Raw genomic sequence first — 20,218 nt, 5'->3', positions numbered from 1 at the left:
ACGGACGGGTGCCATTCATTGAAAACGGCACCATCCGCTTACGCTATCGCCCCACTGCCCGCTTCATCCGATGGCGGGCTTTTTTTCGCGCTACGTTTACGCGGGGCACTCTTTTTCTTATCGCCACTTCCACTGCCCGGCGCGACAATGCCACGGAAACGTCTGACCGGCGTGCTGCGGGCCTGATCAATCAGTTGATACAACGTGCCCACCAGCGGCTGCATAAAGTCCTGATAGCGACACTGTTTTTCGCTGATTTGCGTCAGAATTGACTCCCAGTGCGCGGTCATATCCGGCCGTGTCGCCATTTCTGGCAGCGAGTGGAACAGCGCTTTACCCGCGTCAGTCGAGTGAATATAGCGCCCTTTTTTAGTCAGGAAGCCGCGTTTAAACAGCAGTTCGATAATTCCTGCGCGCGTCGCTTCGGTGCCGAGCCCATCCGTTGCGCGGAGGATCTTTTTCAGATCTTTGTCCTGCACAAAACGCGCGATACCGGTCATAGCAGAAAGCAGCGTTGCGTCGGTGAAGTGGCGCGGCGGCTGGGTTTGCCGTTCCACCACTTCACCTTTTTCGCACAGCAGTTCATCGCTTTTGGCAACCACCGGCAACGGCGTACCGTCGTTTTCTTCATCGCGTTCTTTCCCGCCAAGCAGCGTGCGCCAGCCTGCTTCAGCAAGAAAACGCGCTTTAGCGATAAATTTGCCATTAGCAATATCAAGGTCTATCTGACACTTACGGAAAACCGCGTCCGGGCAGAACTGCATCAGATATTGACGCGCCACCAGGGTGTAGATCTTCGATTCGTTTTCGGTGAGGTTGACGTTGCTCGACCGCGCAGTAGGGATAATGGCGTGGTGCGCATCAACCTTTTTATCATCCCAGCAGCGGTTGCGCGTGTCCGGATTCACCACCGGTTGCGGCAAGAGATCGGGCGCGTGAACGCCAATTGCATTCAGCACCGCATGTCGCCCGGCGAAATGCTCTTCCGGCAAATAGCGGCTATCGGAACGCGGATAGGTAATCAGTTTGTGGGTTTCGTAAAGTTTCTGGCAAATATCGAGCACGTTCTGCGCGCTCAGGCCATAACGTTTTGCGGCTTCAATCTGCAAGGCTGAAAGCGAAAACGGCAGCGGCGCCGATTCTGATTCCCGTTTATCGTTATAGGCGGTGACAATCGCCGGCTGGCCTTCAATGCGTTTGACCACATGATCGGCCAGCGCGCGGTGCAGCAATCGCCCCTCTTCGTCCTGATACGGCTCGCAGGCTTCGCTTGGCTGCCAGACGGCGGTGAAGCGTTCATCTTTCGGCGTGACAATATGCGCTTTCACTTCGAAGAAGTCTTTGGCGACAAAGTTTTCAATCTCTTCATCACGACGCACTACCAGCCCCAGCACGGGCGTTTGTACACGGCCAACGGAGAGCACGCCGTTATACCCGGCGTTACGCCCTAAAATGGTGTAGGCGCGAGTCATATTGATGCCGTAAAGCCAGTCGGCACGGGCGCGAGCCAGCGCGGAGACGCAGAGTGGAATGAAGTCGCTATTGGCGCGCAGGCGCGTAATTGCCCGCTCCACCGCCTGCGGGTTCAGGTCGTTGATTAAACAGCGTTGCACCTGCTGGCGCTTTTCGGGCGCCAGCGAAAGATAGTCCAGCACTTCATCCACCAGCAGTTGCCCTTCTCGGTCGGGGTCTCCTGCGTGAATGACTTCACTGGCTTCGAGCAAAAAACGCTTAATGACATTGAGTTGCTTTGTCACCGACGGACGCGGCTGAAGTTGCCACTTCTCCGGGACTATCGGTAGATCCTGCAAATTCCAGCGCGCATAACGGCTGTCATACGCGTCCGGCTGCGCCTGTTCGAGTAGATGGCCAATACACCAGGTCACCACCTGACCGTTGCCACATTCGATATACCCGTCGCCCTTTCGATGGGGTTTCGGCAATACATCGGCAATGGCCCGCGCCAGGCTCGGTTTTTCCGCAATAAACAGGCGCATCAGTTTAGCGGATCTCAATCATCGGGCGACCCGCGCGGGCCTCAACCAGACCACCAATCGACGTTAAGGTAATGCCATACTCTGCCGCCGCAGCCTGTACCTCTTGCTCGGCATCCGGCGTGACCGCCAACAGCAGGCCACCAGAGGTTTGCGGGTCGCACAGCAGCGAACGCCATTCTTCCGGCATTGCCCCCATCAAATGACCATAGCTGGCAAAGTTACGCCCGGTACCGCCAGGCACCGCACCCTGCGCGATGTACTCTTCCACGCCCGGCAATTTCGGCACGTCGGCAAAGTTCACCTGCGCCTGCACGCCGGCGCCCTGACACATTTCGCTCAGGTGGCCCAGCAGACCAAAGCCGGTGACGTCCGTCATTGCTTTGACGCCGTCAATATTAGCGAAAGCCGCGCCAGCCAGGTTCATCTGGCACATGACTTCCGTCGCCAGCCCCTGATGTTCAGGTTTCAGCAGCGATTTTTTCTCCGCGGTAGTGAGTACGCCAATCCCCAGCGGTTTGGTGAGGAACAGTTTGCAGCCCGCCTGCGCGGTGCTGTTTTTCTTCACGCGCTCGGTCGGCACGACGCCCGTGACCGCCAGCCCAAAGATAGGCTCTGGCGCATCAATGGAGTGACCGCCTGCCAGGGCGATTCCGGCTTGCTGGCAGGCAAAGCGCCCACCGTCAATCACGTCGCGCGCGATTTCCGGGGCCAGCGTGTTGATGGGCCAGCCGAGGATAGCAATCGCCATAATCGGTTTGCCGCCCATCGCGAAGATATCACTGATGGCGTTGGTGGCCGCGATACGGCCAAAATCAAATGGATTATCAACGATCGGCATAAAGAAATCGGTGGTACTGATTATCGATGTGCCATTGCCGAGGTCGTATACGGCCGCGTCATCACGGGTTTCATTGCCGACAAGCAGGTTCGGGTCGACAAACTTCGCCTGCTCACTGTGCAGGATGGTTTCCAGCACTTTTGGGGAAATTTTACAACCGCAACCGGCTCCGTGGCTGTACTGTGTTAAACGAATGGCTTGCTCGCTCATGGGCATCTCCTGATTTTGCCAATCCCACTATGGTAGCGCCCAAATGGCGGCGAGGTAAGTCCGACACTCCGAAATCGCTCACTACTGCTCACTTCGCAAGCAATTGTCCGTTTTGCGACACAGGGCAATTTTTCTTACTGCGTTTTTCTTTCTACTAATTAGTGGCATGAATATATGAGTGTCAAAACCTGCATATCAGGATAAAAATCAAAAGGAAATATCAATGAAAAAACGCATTATCGCCCTTTGCCTGGCTACGCTTTTTACGTCCAGCGCTTTTGCTCTTGCTCCGGCCGGGAACGACGCGACTACCAAACCAGACCTCTATTATCTGAAAAATGCGCAAGCCATTGATAGCCTCGCTCTGCTTCCGCCTCCGCCAGCCGTAGGGAGCATCGCATTCCTCAACGATCAGGCGATGTATGAACAAGGCCGCCTGCTGCGCAATACTGAACGCGGTAAGTTGGCGGTGGAAGATGCAAACCTGAGCGGCGGCGGCGTGGCGAATGCCTTCTCCGGCGCGTTCGGATCGCCTATCACCGAAAAAGATGCGCCGCAGTTGCACAAACTGCTGACCAACATGATTGAAGATGCGGGCGATCTGGCGACCCGTGGCGCGAAAGATAAATACATGCGCATTCGTCCATTCGCCTTCTATGGCGTACCGACCTGTAACACCACCGAGCAGGATAAACTGTCGAAAAACGGTTCTTATCCGTCTGGCCATACTTCTATCGGCTGGGCCACCGCGCTGGTGCTGGCAGAGATTAACCCGGGTCGTCAAAATGAAATTTTAAAACGTGGGTATGAGCTGGGTGAAAGCCGTGTGATTTGTGGTTACCACTGGCAGAGCGATGTTGATGCGGCGCGTATTGTCGGTTCCGCCGTTGTTGCCACGCTGCACACCAACCCGGCGTTCCAGCAGCAGCTGCAAAAAGCGAAAGACGAATTCGCCAAACAACATAAATCTTAATGAAAAAGCCCGGTGGCGCTTACCGCCGGGCGATAAGCTTTATCAGAAACGTACTACAAACGGTGTCGTATCCGGCACCGAGACCGTTGTCGACGCCTTGAGTTGTGGCGTGCCTAAATAGAGAAAACCGACGATTTTATCGTGTTCCCCACACTGAAGCCCTTCACGCACGACCGGGCTATCGGTTAATGCGCCGCTGCGCCAGATACCGTTAAATCCCTGCGCAACCGCCGCCATCTGCATCGCCATCACCGCGCAGCCCGCTGACATCTCCTGTTCCCATTTGGGCACTTTATGATGTGGCTGACATTTCGCGACCACCGCAATAATCAGCGGCGCACGGAATGGCGCATCACGTGCTTTATCAATCGCTTTCTCATCGCTGCCCGCGTCAATTGCGCCTTTTTCCAGCAACTGGCTGAAACGTTCGCGGCCTTCTCCCTCGATGATAAAAAACTGCCACGGCTGTAGGGTGCCGTGATCCGGGGCGCGCATCCCGGCTCGCAGGATATTTTCCAGTTGCTCACCGGCTGGCGCAGGGTCAGCCAGGCGGGAAGCGCTACGGCGATTTACCAGTAATTCAAGTGCGTCCATTGATTCGCTCCTGTCATGTTATTTTTCACAAAATTAACATGCGCAGAGAATTTGTTACAGCGCTGATGGCGATTCCTGCTGACAACAGGCGGCGCTGTAATTAGGATAGCCAGATGTTTCACCGCTTTCGGTGGACCGTTTACTGTCTTTATCAGGGAGAAAACATGCGAACCCTATGGCGTTTTATCGCCGGATTCTTTAAATGGACGTGGCGATTACTCAATTTTGCCCGCGAACTGGTGCTGAACCTGTTCTTTATTTTCCTTGTGCTGGTTGGCGTGGGGATCTGGATGCAGCTTAGCAGCACGCCTGAAAGCAACAATACGCGTGGCGCGCTGTTGATGGACATCAGCGGCGTAATTGTCGATAAGCCTTCAGCCAGCAGTAAGCTGGGGGTGATTGGTCGTCAATTGTTTGGCTCAAGCTCCGATCGTTTACAGGAAAACTCGCTGTTCGATATCGTTCAGGCCATCCGCCAGGCGAAAGATGACCGCAATATCACCGGTATCGTGCTGGATCTCAAGAACTTCGCCGGGGGCGATCAGCCGTCGATGCAGTATATCGGCAAAGCGCTACGTGAGTTCCGTGACAGCGGCAAACCGGTTTATGCCGTGGGCGACAGCTACAGCCAGGGTCAGTATTACCTCGCAAGCTTTGCCAATAAAATCTGGCTCTCGCCGCAGGGCGTTGTTGACCTGCACGGCTTTGCCACCAACGGCCTCTATTACAAATCCCTGCTTGAGAAGCTGAAAGTTTCTACGCATGTATTCCGCGTCGGCACCTATAAATCCGCCGTGGAGCCGTTTATTCGCGATGATATGTCCCCCGCCGCGCGTGATGCTGACAGCCGCTGGATTGGCGAACTGTGGCAGAACTATCTGAATACGGTGGCGGCAAACCGCAAAATCACCGCGCAGCAGGTCTTCCCTGGCGCGCAGGCGATGCTTGATGGCCTGACCAAAGTGGACGGCGATACGGCGAAATATGCGCTTGATAGCAAACTGGTCGATTCACTGGGCAGCAGCGCTGAAATCGAGAAAGCGCTCAGCAAAGAGTTTGGCTGGAGCAAAGCGGATAAAAACTACCGTGCAGTCAGCATTTACGACTATGCGCTGAAAACCCCGGCAGATACGGGTTCCAGCATCGCCGTCGTCTTTGCCAATGGCGCGATTATGGACGGTGAAGAAACGCCGGGGAACGTCGGTGGTGATACCACTGCCGCGCAAATCCGCGATGCGCGTCTTGATCCGAAAGTGAAAGCGATTGTGCTGCGCGTCAACAGCCCTGGCGGCAGCGTCAGCGCCTCGGAAGTGATCCGCGCGGAACTGGCGGCGGCGAAAGACGCGGGTAAACCGGTTGTAGTGTCGATGGGCGGTATGGCGGCTTCAGGCGGTTACTGGATCTCCACCCCGGCAAGCTACATCGTGGCAAACCCGAGCACGCTGACCGGTTCTATCGGTATCTTTGGCGTGATCAATACCGTGGAAAACTCGCTGGATTCCATCGGCGTGCACACGGATGGCGTCGCCACGTCTCCGCTGGCAGATGTGTCAATGACCAAAACGCTGCCGCCTGAAGTGCAGCAGATGATGCAACTGACCATTGAGAACGGCTATAAACGCTTTATCACCCTGGTTGCACAGTCGCGCCACAGCACGCCGGAGCAGATTGATAAAATCGCCCAGGGCCACGTGTGGACCGGGCAGGATGCGAAAGCCAATGGTCTGGTCGACAGCCTCGGCGATTTCGATGACGCGGTCGCCAAAGCCGCTGAACTGGCGAAACTGAAAGCGTGGCACATCGACTACTATCAGTCTGAACCCACGTTCTTCGATATGGTGATGGATAGCGTTTCCGGCTCGGTGCGCGCCTCGCTGCCGCAGGCATTGCAGGCGTATCTGCCTGCGCCGCTGGCCTCAGCCGCCAAAGAGGTGAAAGCCGAAACGGACAAGCTGGCTGCCTTCAATGACCCGCAAAATCGCTATGCGTTTTGCCTGACCTGCGCCAATATACGTTAATCGCAATCCCCTCTTCGGAGGGGATTTTCTTTCGCTTACTCAAACGACACCATGCAAAAAAAATCCATTTACGTCGCCTATACCGGCGGTACCATCGGGATGCAGCGTTCCGAACACGGTTATATTCCTGTCTCTGGTCATCTGCAACGTCAGCTGGCGCTGATGCCAGAATTCCATCGTCAGGAGATGCCGGATTTCACTATCCATGAATATCAGCCGCTGATGGATTCTTCGGATATGACGCCAGAAGACTGGCAGCACATTGCCGATGATATCAAAGCGCACTACGACGATTATGATGGTTTTGTGATCCTTCACGGTACGGATACCATGGCCTTCACCGCCTCGGCGCTGTCGTTCATGCTGGAGAATCTGGGCAAACCGGTAATTGTGACAGGGTCACAAATCCCGCTCGCCGAACTGCGTTCTGATGGACAAATTAATCTGCTGAATGCCTTATACGTGGCGGCGAACTACCCGATCAACGAAGTCTCACTGTTCTTCAACAACCGCCTCTATCGCGGCAACCGCACCACCAAAGCGCACGCCGACGGTTTTGATGCTTTCGCATCGCCGAACCTGGCGCCGCTGCTGGAGGCGGGAATTCATATCCGCCGCCTGGGTACACCGCCCGCGCCGAGCACCTCAGGCGAATTGATCGTCCATCCGATTACGCCGCAGCCGATTGGCGTGGTGACGATTTATCCCGGTATTTCAGCCGACGTGGTGCGTAACTTCCTGCGCCAGCCGGTAAAAGCGCTGATTCTGCGCTCTTACGGCGTCGGCAATGCGCCACAAAACAGCGAATTTTTAAAAGAACTGACCGAAGCCAGCCAACGCGGCATCGTGGTGATTAACCTCACGCAGTGTATGTCCGGCAAGGTCAACATGGGTGGCTATGCTACCGGCAATGCCCTCGCCCACGCAGGTGTGATTGGCGGTGCGGATATGACCGTGGAAGCCACGCTGACCAAACTGCACTATCTGTTAAGCCAGAACCTTGACGCCGACGCCATCCGTAGTGCCATGCAGCAAAACCTGCGCGGTGAGCTGACGCCAGACGACTAAGGAGCCTCTATGAAAGCACGAGCACTGTTACTGGTTGATCTGCAAAATGATTTCTGCGCCGGCGGCGCGCTAGCAGTTGCTGAAGGCGACAGCACGGTTGATGTCGCCAATACGCTGATAACCTGGTGCAAAGCACGCGGCGAAGCCGTGGTGGCGAGCCAGGACTGGCATCCGGCCAGGCACGGTAGCTTTGCCAGCCAGCACGGCGTAGAGCCCTACACGCAAGGTCAACTCGACGGCCTGCCACAGACCTTCTGGCCCGATCACTGCGTGCAACACAGCGAGGGTGCCGAACTGCATCCGTTGCTGGCGCAAAAATCGATTGATGCAGTGTTTCATAAAGGCGAAAGCGTCAATATCGACAGCTACAGCGCATTCTTCGATAACGGTCATCGCCAGAAAACGGCGCTGGATGCGTGGTTGCGTCATCATGAAATCAACGAGCTGATTGTGCTCGGTCTGGCAACCGACTACTGCGTGAAGTTCACTGTGCTGGATGCGCTGGAACTCGGGTACCGCGTGAACGTGATAACCGACGGCTGCCGCGGCGTGAATATTCAGCCGCAGGACAGCAATCAGGCGTTTATGGAGATGGCGGCGGCAGGCGCAACGCTGTATACGCTGGCGGACTGGGAAGAGACGCAGGGGTGATGCCCGGTGGCGCTGCGCTCACCGGGCCTACGTCTTTAACTTCCGTTACCAATCTGCCACAAAAATACCGGCGGTACACCGTTCACCCGCCAGTTTCCAACGCTTCGGCTTTTATAGATAACCGGGTTATGTGATGCCAGCGTTCGCGCATTGCGCCAGTGGCGATCCAGCGCTTTTGCAGTGCGCGTGTCCGATGCACCGAGGGCGTTAAATAACTCTGTTGCTGCACGCGGGATCAGTTCGCTCGCTACCACCTGCGCCTTGGCGGAAGCCACTTCTGCCAGTTCGTTGGCGCGCGTGACTACCGACGGGTCAGTATCGGCATGCACTTCATACGCTGCCTGCATCGCCTGCGCGGCGCGTTCGACTGTGGCCTCTACCGCGTAGACCCAACTGCTGATTTGCCCGACCACCTGCAAAACCTGCGCGTCATCGCGGGCAGCGGGCGCGTTGCCATGGCTATAAACGCGACGGCGATTTTTCACGCCCTCAGCGGCATCGCGTTCAATGGCCCGGCCAACTCCGGCAAGTGTGGCGAGCAGTACGTGCTGATAAAACGCGGTTTGATAACGGAATCGCTCAGCAAAATCCGTCACATGTTCCTGTTCGACAAACGCATCGCGAAAACGGGTGGTGCCGCTGCCCGTCAGGCGCTGACCAAAACCATCCCAGTCATCGTCACGCTCAACCTCCGGCTGGTGCGTGCTGACCAGCGCGATGATATCGCCGCCGGTATCGCTGCGCCGCCCGAAGACATCTATCCAGTCGGCGAACAGCGTGCCGGTGCTGTAAAATTTCTCACCTGTCAGCCGCCAGCCGTTCTCTGTCGGCGTCACTTTAGTGATGACATCACCCAGTTTAACCTCGCCTGTTTCCGTCCAGCCATTGCCGACAATATCGCCATCAAGAAAGCGGCGGAACCAGCGATCGCGCAGTTCGCTCTCGGGGCGGTTGAGCTGGTCTTCGACAAAAGCAAAGTGCCCGCGCAGCGCCTGCGGAAGGTTAGAATCCGCCTGCGCCAGTTCGCTGAACAGCGCGAAAAGCTGCGGCAGCGAGGCGCCAAAGCCGCCCTTTTCCTGCGGGATGCGTACCGTGCCGAAACCGGCTTCCTTCAGCCAGCGAATCGGTTCGTACGGCAGCGTACGGTTAAGTTCCCGCGCGACCGTCTCGGTGGCGATGCGTTCAAATATCGGGCGGAAGCGCGCCGCCAGCACGTCATAATCGGTTCCGGTTGAAAGTAAGGTCATCAAAGACTCCTTATTGGTCGTCAATATCATGGCGGGTAGGCTCATGGCGCACCGCCAGCAGGAAGAAAATGGGGATCAGCGCAGCAAGCGACACCACCCAGAACATGTTGGTACCGAGCGAGGCCTGTAGCAGCGGCAAAATAAACAGCGCCAGCGCGCTGCCAACGCCGGAAAGCGCGCGGCTGAAACCGACGCCCGTCGCACGAATATGCGTCGGGTAAGAGAGCGCCGGGTAAATCATCAGTTGCGCACCGGGGCCAAAGCCTTCGGCAAACAGCCACAGGCCGAGCATCCCCACCGCAATCGCCACGCCCAGCGCCGCCTGCGGTTGCCCCACCAGCGCCAGCACGATCAGCGCGACAAATTGCAGAGCGAAGCCGGCAATCGCCACGTGTCGGGAGGGATATTTCCACGCCAGATGCATTCCGAGCAGGCCGCCGGTAAACGCGAACAGCGCATTCAGCCCAAGCGAGGCAGCGATGGTTTCAAACACGCCCGCGCCGAGGAACTGCGCCAGAATAGTCGGCAGGAAGAATGCAATCGCGGTGTATTCAAACGCGATACAGATATTCATCACCCCGGAAACAATCGTGCGCTCGCGATACGGTTTCTCGAACAGTACGCGGTAGCTCACTTTCGGCGACGGCGCGACGTTTATGCCCGGCGCTTCATGGGCGGCGATACCATAGGATTCGCGCAGAATACGCGCCGCGCCCTGTAAATCGCCCTGATTAGCCGCCCACAGCGGCGACTCGTTCATAAACTTGCTGCGCACGGCAATAATCAACAGCGCAGGCACCGCACCAAACAGCAGCGAGGCTCGCCACAGCCAGTCGAGATGCTGAGTGGGTAGCAGGAAGTACAGCGCGAAGATAATTAAAAAGCAGACGGTGGAGGCCGCATACCACATCGGGCACCAGGCAGCGAGGCGCGCGGCTTTGTTACCTTTTCCGGCGAATTTCGAAAATTCAGCGAGATAGGACATTGCCACCGGCAGGTCGATGCCAACGCCGATCCCCATCAGGAAACGCGCGCCAATCAGTACCCACACATTCGGCGCCAGACCGGCGGCGATCGCCGATATCACGAAGAACAGCATGTCCGCCATAAAGACCGAGTAGCGGCCATACTTATCGGTCAGCCAGCCGCCAATAAGATTGCCAAAAATGGTGCCAACCATAATTGACGACGTCACCAGGCCGGTGAGCAGCGGCGTTAGCTGAAACTCCTTCACCACATCATCGATACCGTAAGAGAGCGTGGTGAGATCGTAAGCATCCAGAAAGACGCCGCCAAGCGCTAAAAAGACAATCATGCGCGCATATTTTGCCTGTTCGCCGTGGTGATTAATCAGCTTCGCGACATCACTCACCGAACCGACGGGCACAGAAACCCCGCCCGTATTTTCTACCGGGATTGAACTCATAATTTTACCTTGCCTGAAAAGGCCGGTCGGCTGACCGGCTAAGAATCGTTATTCTGCGGAAACAGGTACCAGCACACCTTTGACTAAGGGATCGTCCGTGGTCTTAAGCCAGGTTTGGATCCGGGGGTCCGCAAATGCCTGTTTCAGTTTTTCGATATTTTCCTGGTTCAGATATGGCGTACCTATCACCAGTTGTGAAGCGAAGGTACGCGGTGCGGGCGGGAAAAGAATGCCCTTCTCGCGCGGAATTTTCCCGGCATCAAACTGCGAGACATAGCCAATCGCCGCATCCACCGAGTTCAGCGCGCGCGGCATGGTCAGCAAGTCCAGTTCTTTAAACTGATACTGATGCGGGTTTTCGACGATGTTTTTCAGTTTCGCAGTCCGTGGTTCAACCGCCGGGTCGAGTTTAATTAGCCCGATACGCGCTAACAGCCACAGGGCCTGCCCCTGATTTGCACCGTCGTCCGGCACCACAATCGTTGCGCCTTTTGGCAGTTTATCGATAGAGGGATATCGGTCGGAGTAAATACCAAACGCCCACTGGAAGACCGGCACGGTAGTGCTCAGCGCAAAACCGTTGGCATCGACAACCTGCTTGAGCCACCACTGATGTTGATAAATGGTGCCCGCATAGGTGCCATCTGCCACCGCGCGATCCGCCTGCACCGGGTCCTGCACGCCCACGGCTTCCAGCGTCAATCCATAGTCTGGCGCGATATGCTCACCGATATATTCAATAATGCGCTGTTCACCCGCCATCGCCGATTCATAATGAATTTTCAGCGTGGTGCCAAACACCACCTGAGCGGGACCTTGTGTACGCCACCAGGCGAACGCGGCAATCGCAATGAGTAAGATGGCCAGCGCCACCAGCCACGGCCAGCGCTGGGCTTTACGCAGTTCAAACGGTTCTGTCGTCATCAGACGCTCCCCTGTGTGTGTCGAAGTCGGGTAACCAGGCGGTCGCCCAAAAACTGGATAAGCTGAATAGCCACAATCAGCACCACAATGGTGGCAATCATGATGTGGTTGTCGAAACGCTGATAGCCGTACACCACCGCGAGATAACCGATGCCCCCCGCCCCGATGGTGCCCGCGATCGCTGAATACTCAATCATCGAGATGATGTTGAGGGTCACCGCCGCCACCAGCGCAGGCAGCGCTTCACTCAGTTGCGCTTTGGTAATGATTTGCCAGGCGGAGCCGCCGCAAACCAACCCGACCGCCGTCACGTCTGCAGGCAGTTCGCGCAATGCGTTCTCCACCAGCCGCGCGAAGAACGGGATCCCGGCGACAATCATCGGCACCACCGCCGCAGGAATGCCGATGGTGGTTCCCGTTAGCCACCAGGTGAACGGAATGATGGCGGCCATAAGTACCAGGAACGGCAACGATCGCCCGACGTTGGCAATACTGTTGAGTACGCGATGCAGGGCCAGACGAGGGAACAACCCGCGCGCAGAGGTATTGAACAGGACAACGCCGCCCACGCCCCCCAGCGTGACGACAAACAGCATCACGATAGAGACCATCAGCGCCGTTTCCCCCAGTGCGGGCAGCAGCAGCGTATGAATCTCACTCCACGGCGTATCCTGACTGACAGTGGTGGGTTTCATACGGCCTCCTTCAACGCTCGCGGCGCGTCCAGAACCTGCGCGACCACGCCAAGATGCGCTAACTGCGCGATCAGCCGCGGAACTGACATCCGTTCATGGGTAAAGCTGATGCCTATCTGCATTCTGCCGCTGAGTAAGCCATTAATTTGCTCAACATGACCGCCCAACACATCGACACGCAGACCGTGCTGCTGGCTTAACTGGCTAATCCAGTCCGTGCGTACGCTGCCATCGGTGCGATAGCTCACACGCAGTAACACATCGGAAAGCGCGGAGGCCGGCGCCAGCGGCATCAGTTGTTGCCCGAGGCCGGAATCCGGCTGTGCCAGCAGCGTCTTCAGCGCCCCTGCCTGCACAATCTCGCCCTCGCGAATCTCCGCGACCGCATCCGCCGTGGTTCGCACAACGTCCATTTCGTGGGTGATCAACACAATGGCCAGCCGATAGTCATCACGTAACTGGCGCAGCAGTTTCAGCACCGAATCTGTCGCCTGCGGATCCAGCCCGGAAGTGGCTTCGTCCGCCAGCAACACCGACGGGCGTAAAGCCAGCGCGCGGGCGATGCCAATACGCTGACGCTGGCCGCCGGAAAGCTGCGCCGGATAAGCCTGCGCTTTATGGCTCAGCCCGACGCTTTCAAGCAGTTCACCCACGCGAGCGTGAATATCCCGCTCCACCACGCCGAGGCATTCCAGCGGCAGGGCAATGTTCTGCCAGGCCGTTTTACGCCCGAGCAACGCCGAGGACTGGAAAACGGTGCCAATCGCGCGACGTTCACGGCGCAGGGCATCGCCTGAGAGCAGCGAAAGATCGTTACCGTTAACCCGGATGCTGCCGCTATCGGGTCGCTCCAGCAGGCTGATGCACTTCGCCAGCGTCGATTTTCCTGCTCCGCTCGGGCCGACCACTGCCGTGATCGAACCCGTCTGCACCTGCAAAGAAATCCCTTTCAAAACCGGCGTCACGTTGCCGCTTGCGCTACGGTAACTCTTTGAAAGATTTTCGATTTCAATCATGCGACTTTCTCTCCCGCCTCAACGGACTGCCCCGCATGAATGCGATAGCTCGCGCCAGGGTGTGGCGCCTGCAAACGAGCATCCCCGGCGAACAGTTTTTCGCGCAGGGTGCCGGGGCGATACTCTTTCTTGAAGACGCCGCGCTTTTGCAGTTCCGGGATCAACAGTTCCACCACATCGGTAAAGGTCTCGTGCGTCACGGCATACGCCAGGTTGAAGCCGTCCACGTCGGTCTCTTCCACCCACGATTGCAGTTCATCGGCGACGGTTTGCGCACTGCCCACCATTAACGGGCCGAAGCCACCAATACCGACCCACTCCGCCATCGCTTCTACCGTCCACTGACGGTTGGGATCGGCCGTTGAGAACGCTTCGACCACCGACTGAATGGCGTTGGTCTGCGAGTAAGTGAAGATTTGGTCCGGTTTAAACTGGCCGAAGTCGATCCCTGTCCAGCCGGAGATCAGCGCCAGTGCACCCTCGTAGCTGACGTACGATTTGTACTCATTCCATTTCGCCTGCGCGGCTTTGTCCGTTTCGCCGACGATGACCGTTTGCATGTTGAAAATCAGAATGCTGTGCGGGTCGCGCCCGGCTTCAACGGCGCGGCGACGAATATCAGCCACGGTTTTCTTAAGCAACGCTTTTGACGGCGCAGCCACGAACACGCACTCCGCATGGCTGGCAGCAAAGTGTTTACCCCGGCTGGATGCGCCCGCCTGATACAGCACCGGCGTACGCTGCGGAGAAGGTTCGCAAAGGTGAAAACCCGGTACATCAAAGAATTTACCGTGGTGGTTAATATTGTGAATTTTGCTCGGATCGCTAAAGATGCGGCGTTCGCGGTCACGCAGGATCGCGCCCTCTTCCCAGCTACCTTCCAGCAGTTTGTACACCACGTCGAGATACTCGTCGGCGTAGTCATAGCGCGCGTCGTGATCCGTTTGCGCTTTATGCCCAATATTCCGCGCCCCGCTTTCCAGATAAGAGGTGACGATATTCCAGCCCACGCGCCCTTTGGTCAGATGATCAAGGGTCGAAAGACGGCGGGCAAACGGATACGGATGCTCGAAAGACAGCGATGCGGTCAGGCCAAAACCAAGGTGTTCGGTCACCAGTGCCATCGGGGTGATCAGCGCCAGCGGATCGTTTACCGGTACCTGCGCGGCCTGGCGAATCGCCGCCTCGCCGTTACCGTTAAGGACGTCATAAACGCCCAGCACATCGGCAATAAACAGGCCGTCAAACTTACCGCGCTCCAGTAAACGCGCCAGATCGACCCAATAATCCAGGTCTTTGTACTGCCAGGAACGATCGCGCGGATGCGCCCACAGGCCCGGCGACTGATGGCCGACACAGTTCATATCAAAAGCGTTAAGACGAATTTCACGTTGCGATGGCATAGCACTCTCCTGTCGCGCCAGGGGCGAACCTGGCGCTATGTCATTTCATAGTTTTGAAAGGGGGATATTTTTTAGATGGTGGGACATCGTGCTGACAGCGTCAGCAGGGCTTCGCGGGCGACGGCCTGAGCATGATCCGCCACCTGCGGCAGGCCCATCAGTTCACCAAAGCGGCCACGGGCAGCAGGCCCGGAGACCAGAAATATGGCTGAAGGCTTGCCCTGCGCGTCCAGTGTTTGCGAATGGGTATCGACGTCGATCCCTAAACCCAGCGCATCGGGGCGAATCACGCCAGCCCGGCGCAAATCACGTAAAAACGGCTGGCTTTCGGTGAGCGAAGCGTGCGCGGGCCCGGTGGTTAAAATCAGATAATCGACGGACAATTCCTGCTGTGCATCATTGCGCACCGCCAGTTGCACACGCAGATGATTCTCCTTCGCCGTCACCGTTTTCAGCCTGGCCGCCAGCACAGTGAGTAAGCCAGCCTGCTGCTTCGCGGTAATGGCCTCGGCCACCTGTGGCGCAATGCGGTAGCGGTGCACATCCCAGAAGCGACGCAGATGACGCAGGAACTGGCGCTGTTCGCGCTCACTTAACTGTTGCCAAATCGACTGCCCCTGGCTGCGGACTTCATCAAGCACCACCTGCCATGGCAGACCGTTTTCAGCGGCACGAGCGATATCCTCGCGAATCTGCCGCAGGCGCTGGCGTAGCGAGCCGTGCGAATAATCCGCCTGCCATTTTGCCAGCCCCGCCGCCGCGTTAGGCCGTGAAAGCAAGCCGTGGCGCGAGAACGCCAGCAGTTTGCCGCGATGCCCTAAGCGGGTCAGCGATGCCACGACATCCGCCATGCTCAGTGCGGTACCGACAATCGCCACATTGGCCTCGGGCGGGATATTTTCCAGCGCCCCGGCAACCCACGGATTGGCTACCAGGCGCGGATGTTCAGCAATCGCTCGCACTTCTTTCGGGTGATCCGGCGGCGGATGACTGACCGCCAGCACTACGCGATCGGCAGTGATCTTACGCCCCTGCGCGGTGATCACCTGATTATCCTGCCAGGCCACGGCCGTATCACGCAGATGGGAGACGCGTCCTGGCTGCTTTTGCGCCTCGGTGAGAAACGCCCGGGCGACATAGCGACCAAATTCGCCACGTTGCGGATAGACGCTGCCATCGGGATGACGGGCGTCAGCATCGCGCAGGAAACTCGCCTGCTGACGGTACCAGCGGTCAAACGCGCCCTCTTCCTCACCGGAAAGCTGCATCCTGGACGCCGGAACATTGATGCGATGCGCCGGGTCAGCGGCGGAGTACGCCACGCCCAGCCCCGGCTGTTCTCGGGGCTCAATGAGGGTGATACGCACAGGCGTTTGCGCTTCGCGCAGCAGATGAATTGCCACCGCCGCCCCGCTGAAGCCGCCGCCAATAATCACAATATGAGGTTCACTCATCGCACATCTCCACAAACCTTGTTTAACTGGCGCTAACCTGTTTTGTCGGACGCGCCGCACCGCCGATGGTTTCACCAAACGGGCCGGTATTCACGTTGCCGGACTGGCTACGCGGACGCGTACTCAGCGGCAGCAGCGGCATGACCAGCTCAGCGAAGCGATGTGCCTCTTCGAGATGCGGGTAGCCGGAGAAAATAAAATTCGTGATCCCTAAAGCCTGGTACTCCCGAATGCGTTCCGCCACCTGCTGCGGATTGCCCACCAGCGCGGTGCCTGCGCCGCCGCGCACCAGACCAACGCCCGCCCACAGATTGGGCGAGATAACCAGATTGTCGCGATTGCCTTTGTGTAAGGCGCTCATCCGCGCCTGGCCGGTGGAATCCATACGCGAGAAGATCTGCTGTGCCTGCGCAATGGTGTCATCATCCAGATGCGCGATCAGTTTGTCGGCGGCGGCCCACGCCTCTTCTTCCGTTTCGCGCACAATAACGTGCAGACGGATGCCGTATTGCAGCTCGCGTCCTTTCGCCTTCGCTCGCGCTTTCACCACTTCCAGCTTCTCCGCCACCTGCGCAGGCGGTTCGCCCCAGGTCAGATAAGCGTCGATATGATCTGAAGCGACGTCAATCGCCGCATCGGATGAACCACCAAAGTACAGCGGCGGGCCATTTTCCTGTACCGGTGGGAACAGTACTTCCGCGCCTTCCACCTTGATATGCTTGCCGTGGTAATCGACCTTTTCACCTGCCAGCAGACGGCGATAAACATCGAGGAATTCCTGGGTGACTTCATAGCGTTCAGTATGATTCAGGAAAATCCCGTCGCCCTTGTTTTCTACCGGATCGCCGCCAGTGACCACGTTAATCAGCAAACGCCCTTCTGACAGGCGATCCAGCGTTGCCGCCATGCGTGCCGCAAGCGTAGGCGGCTGAAGCCCAGGACGCACCGCCACCAGATAACGCAGATTACGCGTTTGCGGAGCCAGCGCGGCGGCCACCAGCCAGGAGTCTTCACAACTTTTACCGGTTGGGATCAGCACACCGTAATAGCCCAGGCTATCCGCAGCCAACGCCACCTGTTGCAGATAAGGCAAATCAACCGGACGCCCACCCTGAGTAGTGCCCAGATAGCGACCATCACCGTGGGTTGGCAGGAACCAGAAGACATTCAGGTTATTATCGGATTTCGCTGTCATTATCTCTTTCCTTTATAACTATATTCACTATTTATCGAAGCGTTTCTTCAAGATGGTTATAACGGTATTAGCGAAATTCGTGCCAGAACTTCAAAAAAATTAAAATACTTAATATCAATCACTTAACTTATTTTGCGCGTTCAACATCCCGTTGCAAATGCGACAACTACCGGACACAGCCTGCTGCAAATGCAACAAACCGGGCCTTCTCCCCTCTGGTGTATTGCTCCGGTAAAAGATAACTTCGGCATATGAATTACGCGGAGCCAAACCTATGCTGAACGCCTCTACCCCTGTGCTGATTGACCCGGCTTCCAAAGCCTTTCAAAGCCTGCTTGACCGCTTTGCCCCGACCGATGCCACCGTCCTCATCATTGGTGAAACCGGCAGCGGCAAAGAGGTGGTGGCTCGATACCTTCATCACCACAGCCCGCGCAGCCACGCGCCATTCCTGGCGGTGAACTGCGGTGCCTTAACCGAGTCGCTGGCGGAAGCGGAACTGTTCGGTCATGAGAAAGGCGCGTTTACCGGTGCGATGCAGGCACAGCCCGGTTGGTTTGAGGCCGCTGAAGGTGGCACGCTGCTGCTGGATGAAATTGGCGAGCTGAGCCTGGCGTTGCAGGTCAAACTGCTGCGCGTGCTACAGGAACGCGAGATCACCCGAGTGGGCTCGCGCAGACCCATCAAGGTGAATGTACGGGTGATTGCGGCCACCCATGTCGACCTCGAACAGGCCATCCGCGAGCGCCGATTCCGGGAAGATCTCTTTTATCGCCTTAATATCGCGGCAGTTAATCTTCCGGCACTGCGTCAGCGCAGCCAGGATATCCCGCTGCTGGCAGAGCATTTTTTACAGCTTTACGCCAAACGCCTGGGTAAACCCTCACGCCGTTTAGCCCCGGATACGCTGGCCGCGATGATGGACTATTCATGGCCTGGCAATGTTCGTGAGCTGGAGAACATGCTGCATACGGCCGTATTGCTCAGCCAGGAGGAAGTTATTACGCCTGCGCAGCTGCGCTTTACTTCCGCGCCTGCCAGGATCGATGAGCAAGAAGAAGACACATTGGCGGCGTTTATGCGACAGCAGTTAACGCTGCATGGCGGGCAGTTGTACGACCGGGTGATGAACGCAATGATTCAAACGGCGATGGCGCAAAGCGACAATAATCAGAGCCAGGCCGCCGCGCTGCTGGGCATCAGCCGTCACTCTTTACGCACCCATCTGGCGCATCTCGGGGTGATAAAAAGCCGCCGCAAACCGGAATCAATCCTCCTGAGTCCCTCATCACCCGCGCAGCGCGAACGTGAACTGCGTATCGGCTATCAGCGTTTCGGCAACCTTGGCGTACTGAAGGCGCGTCAAACATTAGAGCGTGAGTTTGCCGGGCGCGGCGTGAACGTCCTGTGGAGTGAATTCCCCGCAGGCCCGCAGATGTTGCAGGCGCTGAGCAACAACGATATCGATTTTGGTACCACGGGTGAAGCGCCGCCGGTCTTTGCTCAGTCGCGAGAAAACGCGCTGCTTTACGTCGCCTGGGAGCCGCCCGCACCGCGCAGCGTCGCCATGGTGGTGCCAAACGACAGCGACATTCAGCACATCCATCAATTACGCGGTAAACGTATTGCTCTGAATAAAGGTTCCAACGTGCACTGGCTGCTGGTGCAGATTCTGGAAGAAGCGGGTTTACGCCTTGAGGATATAAAAGTGGTGTACGCACCGCCTAAATATCCGCTAACGCCCAGCGACTATCTGGCCGCCGATGCGTGGATGATGTGGGATCCGGTGCTCAGTGATGCAGAAAAAAGCGGTCAGCTACGGATTGTCGCCACCGGCGAGGGACGCGTGAACAACCATCAGTTTTACATCGCCCGCCGTCACTACGCGCAGCATAACAATGACATCATTGCGCATGTGGTGGATGCGCTCGGCAGAACCGGGAAGTTTATCGACAGGCAGCGTCATGACGCGGCGCAGTTGCTTTCCAGCGAACTGGGGCTGGATATCACCTCGCTGGAGTGCGCGCTGGCCCGTCGCAGCCATCAGACCCGCGAAATGGATCTGAAAGTCATACGCGCACAGCAAACCATCGCCGACCGCTTCTACGCGCTGGGCCTGCTGAGCAAGCCCGTGTCAGTACGCGATGCTATCTGGAATGCGAAAGTGGAACAGGCCGAACCGTGGATTGCGGCCTGAAAACACTCAGTGCTGCTTAAAGGTGGCGATGGGCTTTGGTGAAATGCCGAAGTCCTCTTTCAGCTGCTGCTTACTTTTCATCACCATCTGCCCATTGGTGTCGATGGTCATATGCTGGGCGTCGCTGTTGTAACGCGCCTGCCAGAGCATCACCAGTTGCAGGCAGTTCTCTTTTTGTTCTGCGGTCAGGGCCACGCCATCCGGCCATTTCCCCAGTTCCACCGCCGTCATCAAACGCTGATAAACGTCCGGTGTCATATTGTCGATAATTTGCTCAATACTCATGTCCGACTCCGACTGTTAAGGAATAAT

Annotated in this window: 17 protein-coding genes; 5 read left to right on the top strand and 12 right to left on the bottom strand. The window is 57.2% G+C overall.

Translation table 11 applies throughout. The features are described from left to right. Window positions 1-38 precede the first annotated feature (38 nt). Window positions 39-1,997 carry a DNA topoisomerase III gene (locus tag F0Q32_RS22250; RefSeq protein ID WP_149464767.1) on the bottom strand — a complete coding sequence of 653 codons (1,959 nt, stop codon included), beginning with the start codon at window positions 1,995-1,997 and terminating at the stop codon, window positions 39-41. A 4-nt stretch (window positions 1,998-2,001) separates the two neighbouring features. Continuing rightward, complete coding sequence (selD, locus tag F0Q32_RS22245) at window positions 2,002-3,045, bottom strand: selenide, water dikinase SelD (RefSeq protein WP_149464766.1); 1,044 nt, start codon at window positions 3,043-3,045, stop codon at window positions 2,002-2,004. Window positions 3,046-3,268: 223 nt separating this feature from the next. Between selD and phoC the strand changes: the two genes are divergently transcribed. After that, complete coding sequence (gene phoC, locus F0Q32_RS22240; RefSeq protein WP_149464765.1) at window positions 3,269-4,018, top strand: acid phosphatase PhoC; 750 nt, start codon at window positions 3,269-3,271, stop codon at window positions 4,016-4,018. 42 nt (window positions 4,019-4,060) lie between these two features. On the opposite strand, the gene F0Q32_RS22235 is transcribed toward phoC, so the two are convergent. Further along, window positions 4,061-4,612, bottom strand: a complete 552-nt coding sequence (locus F0Q32_RS22235; RefSeq protein ID WP_149464764.1) for an NAD(P)H nitroreductase — start codon at window positions 4,610-4,612, stop codon at window positions 4,061-4,063. A gap of 164 nt (window positions 4,613-4,776) precedes the next feature. Here F0Q32_RS22235 and sppA point away from each other — a divergent pair, with 164 nt between their 5' ends. The 3 genes from sppA to pncA are packed head-to-tail and all read left to right on the top strand — an operon-like array spanning window position 4,777 to window position 8,349. Continuing rightward, the gene (sppA, locus tag F0Q32_RS22230; protein WP_149464763.1) at window positions 4,777-6,630 is read left to right on the top strand and encodes a signal peptide peptidase SppA; all 1,854 of its coding nucleotides are present in this window, start codon (window positions 4,777-4,779) and stop codon (window positions 6,628-6,630) included. Window positions 6,631-6,681: 51 nt separating this feature from the next. Further along, window positions 6,682-7,698, top strand: coding sequence for an asparaginase (gene ansA, locus F0Q32_RS22225; RefSeq protein WP_149464762.1), 1,017 nt, complete (start codon window positions 6,682-6,684; stop codon window positions 7,696-7,698). A gap of 9 nt (window positions 7,699-7,707) precedes the next feature. Then, complete coding sequence (gene pncA, locus F0Q32_RS22220) at window positions 7,708-8,349, top strand: bifunctional nicotinamidase/pyrazinamidase (RefSeq protein WP_149464761.1); 642 nt, start codon at window positions 7,708-7,710, stop codon at window positions 8,347-8,349. A gap of 35 nt (window positions 8,350-8,384) precedes the next feature. On the opposite strand, the gene F0Q32_RS22215 is transcribed toward pncA, so the two are convergent. From F0Q32_RS22215 to ssuD, 8 genes are all read right to left on the bottom strand, one after another. After that, the gene (locus F0Q32_RS22215; RefSeq protein WP_149464760.1) at window positions 8,385-9,596 is read right to left on the bottom strand and encodes an acyl-CoA dehydrogenase family protein; all 1,212 of its coding nucleotides are present in this window, start codon (window positions 9,594-9,596) and stop codon (window positions 8,385-8,387) included. Window positions 9,597-9,606: 10 nt separating this feature from the next. Further along, entirely contained in the window at window positions 9,607-11,022 is a 1,416-nt protein-coding gene (locus tag F0Q32_RS22210) for an MFS transporter (RefSeq protein ID WP_149464759.1), read from the bottom strand. A 48-nt stretch (window positions 11,023-11,070) separates the two neighbouring features. After that, window positions 11,071-11,946: a MetQ/NlpA family ABC transporter substrate-binding protein gene (locus F0Q32_RS22205; protein WP_149464758.1), complete on the bottom strand. Its 876-nt coding sequence runs from the start codon at window positions 11,944-11,946 to the stop codon at window positions 11,071-11,073. Continuing rightward, window positions 11,946-12,641, bottom strand: coding sequence for a methionine ABC transporter permease (locus F0Q32_RS22200; RefSeq protein ID WP_149464757.1), 696 nt, complete (start codon window positions 12,639-12,641; stop codon window positions 11,946-11,948). Before F0Q32_RS22200 ends, F0Q32_RS22205 begins: the two co-directional genes overlap by 1 nt. Next, complete coding sequence (locus tag F0Q32_RS22195) at window positions 12,638-13,657, bottom strand: methionine ABC transporter ATP-binding protein (RefSeq protein WP_149464756.1); 1,020 nt, start codon at window positions 13,655-13,657, stop codon at window positions 12,638-12,640. Before F0Q32_RS22195 ends, F0Q32_RS22200 begins: the two co-directional genes overlap by 4 nt. After that, complete coding sequence (locus F0Q32_RS22190; protein WP_149464755.1) at window positions 13,654-15,060, bottom strand: LLM class flavin-dependent oxidoreductase; 1,407 nt, start codon at window positions 15,058-15,060, stop codon at window positions 13,654-13,656. The genes F0Q32_RS22195 and F0Q32_RS22190 overlap by 4 nt, the downstream gene beginning before the upstream one ends. Before the next feature lie 71 nt (window positions 15,061-15,131). Continuing rightward, window positions 15,132-16,514 (bottom strand): FAD/NAD(P)-binding protein, encoded by a 1,383-nt coding sequence (locus F0Q32_RS22185; RefSeq protein ID WP_149464754.1) that lies wholly within the window; start codon window positions 16,512-16,514, stop codon window positions 15,132-15,134. 22 nt (window positions 16,515-16,536) lie between these two features. After that, window positions 16,537-17,709 carry an FMNH2-dependent alkanesulfonate monooxygenase gene (gene ssuD / locus F0Q32_RS22180; RefSeq protein ID WP_149464753.1) on the bottom strand — a complete coding sequence of 391 codons (1,173 nt, stop codon included), beginning with the start codon at window positions 17,707-17,709 and terminating at the stop codon, window positions 16,537-16,539. 274 nt (window positions 17,710-17,983) lie between these two features. Here ssuD and F0Q32_RS22175 point away from each other — a divergent pair, with 274 nt between their 5' ends. Next, window positions 17,984-19,906, top strand: coding sequence for a sigma-54-dependent Fis family transcriptional regulator (locus F0Q32_RS22175; protein WP_149464752.1), 1,923 nt, complete (start codon window positions 17,984-17,986; stop codon window positions 19,904-19,906). Between the two features lie 6 nt (window positions 19,907-19,912). Here the strand turns inward: F0Q32_RS22175 and F0Q32_RS22170 are convergent, their stop codons facing one another. Further along, the gene (locus F0Q32_RS22170; protein ID WP_015964794.1) at window positions 19,913-20,191 is read right to left on the bottom strand and encodes a YeaC family protein; all 279 of its coding nucleotides are present in this window, start codon (window positions 20,189-20,191) and stop codon (window positions 19,913-19,915) included. Window positions 20,192-20,218 lie beyond the last annotated feature (27 nt).

Origin of the sequence: Pseudocitrobacter sp. 73, from assembly GCF_008369545.1 — a bacterium.
Classification (GTDB): domain Bacteria; phylum Pseudomonadota; class Gammaproteobacteria; order Enterobacterales; family Enterobacteriaceae; genus Pseudocitrobacter; species Pseudocitrobacter vendiensis.
Note: the sequence above shows the minus strand (reverse complement) of the source record. Positions and strands in the feature narration are given on the sequence as shown.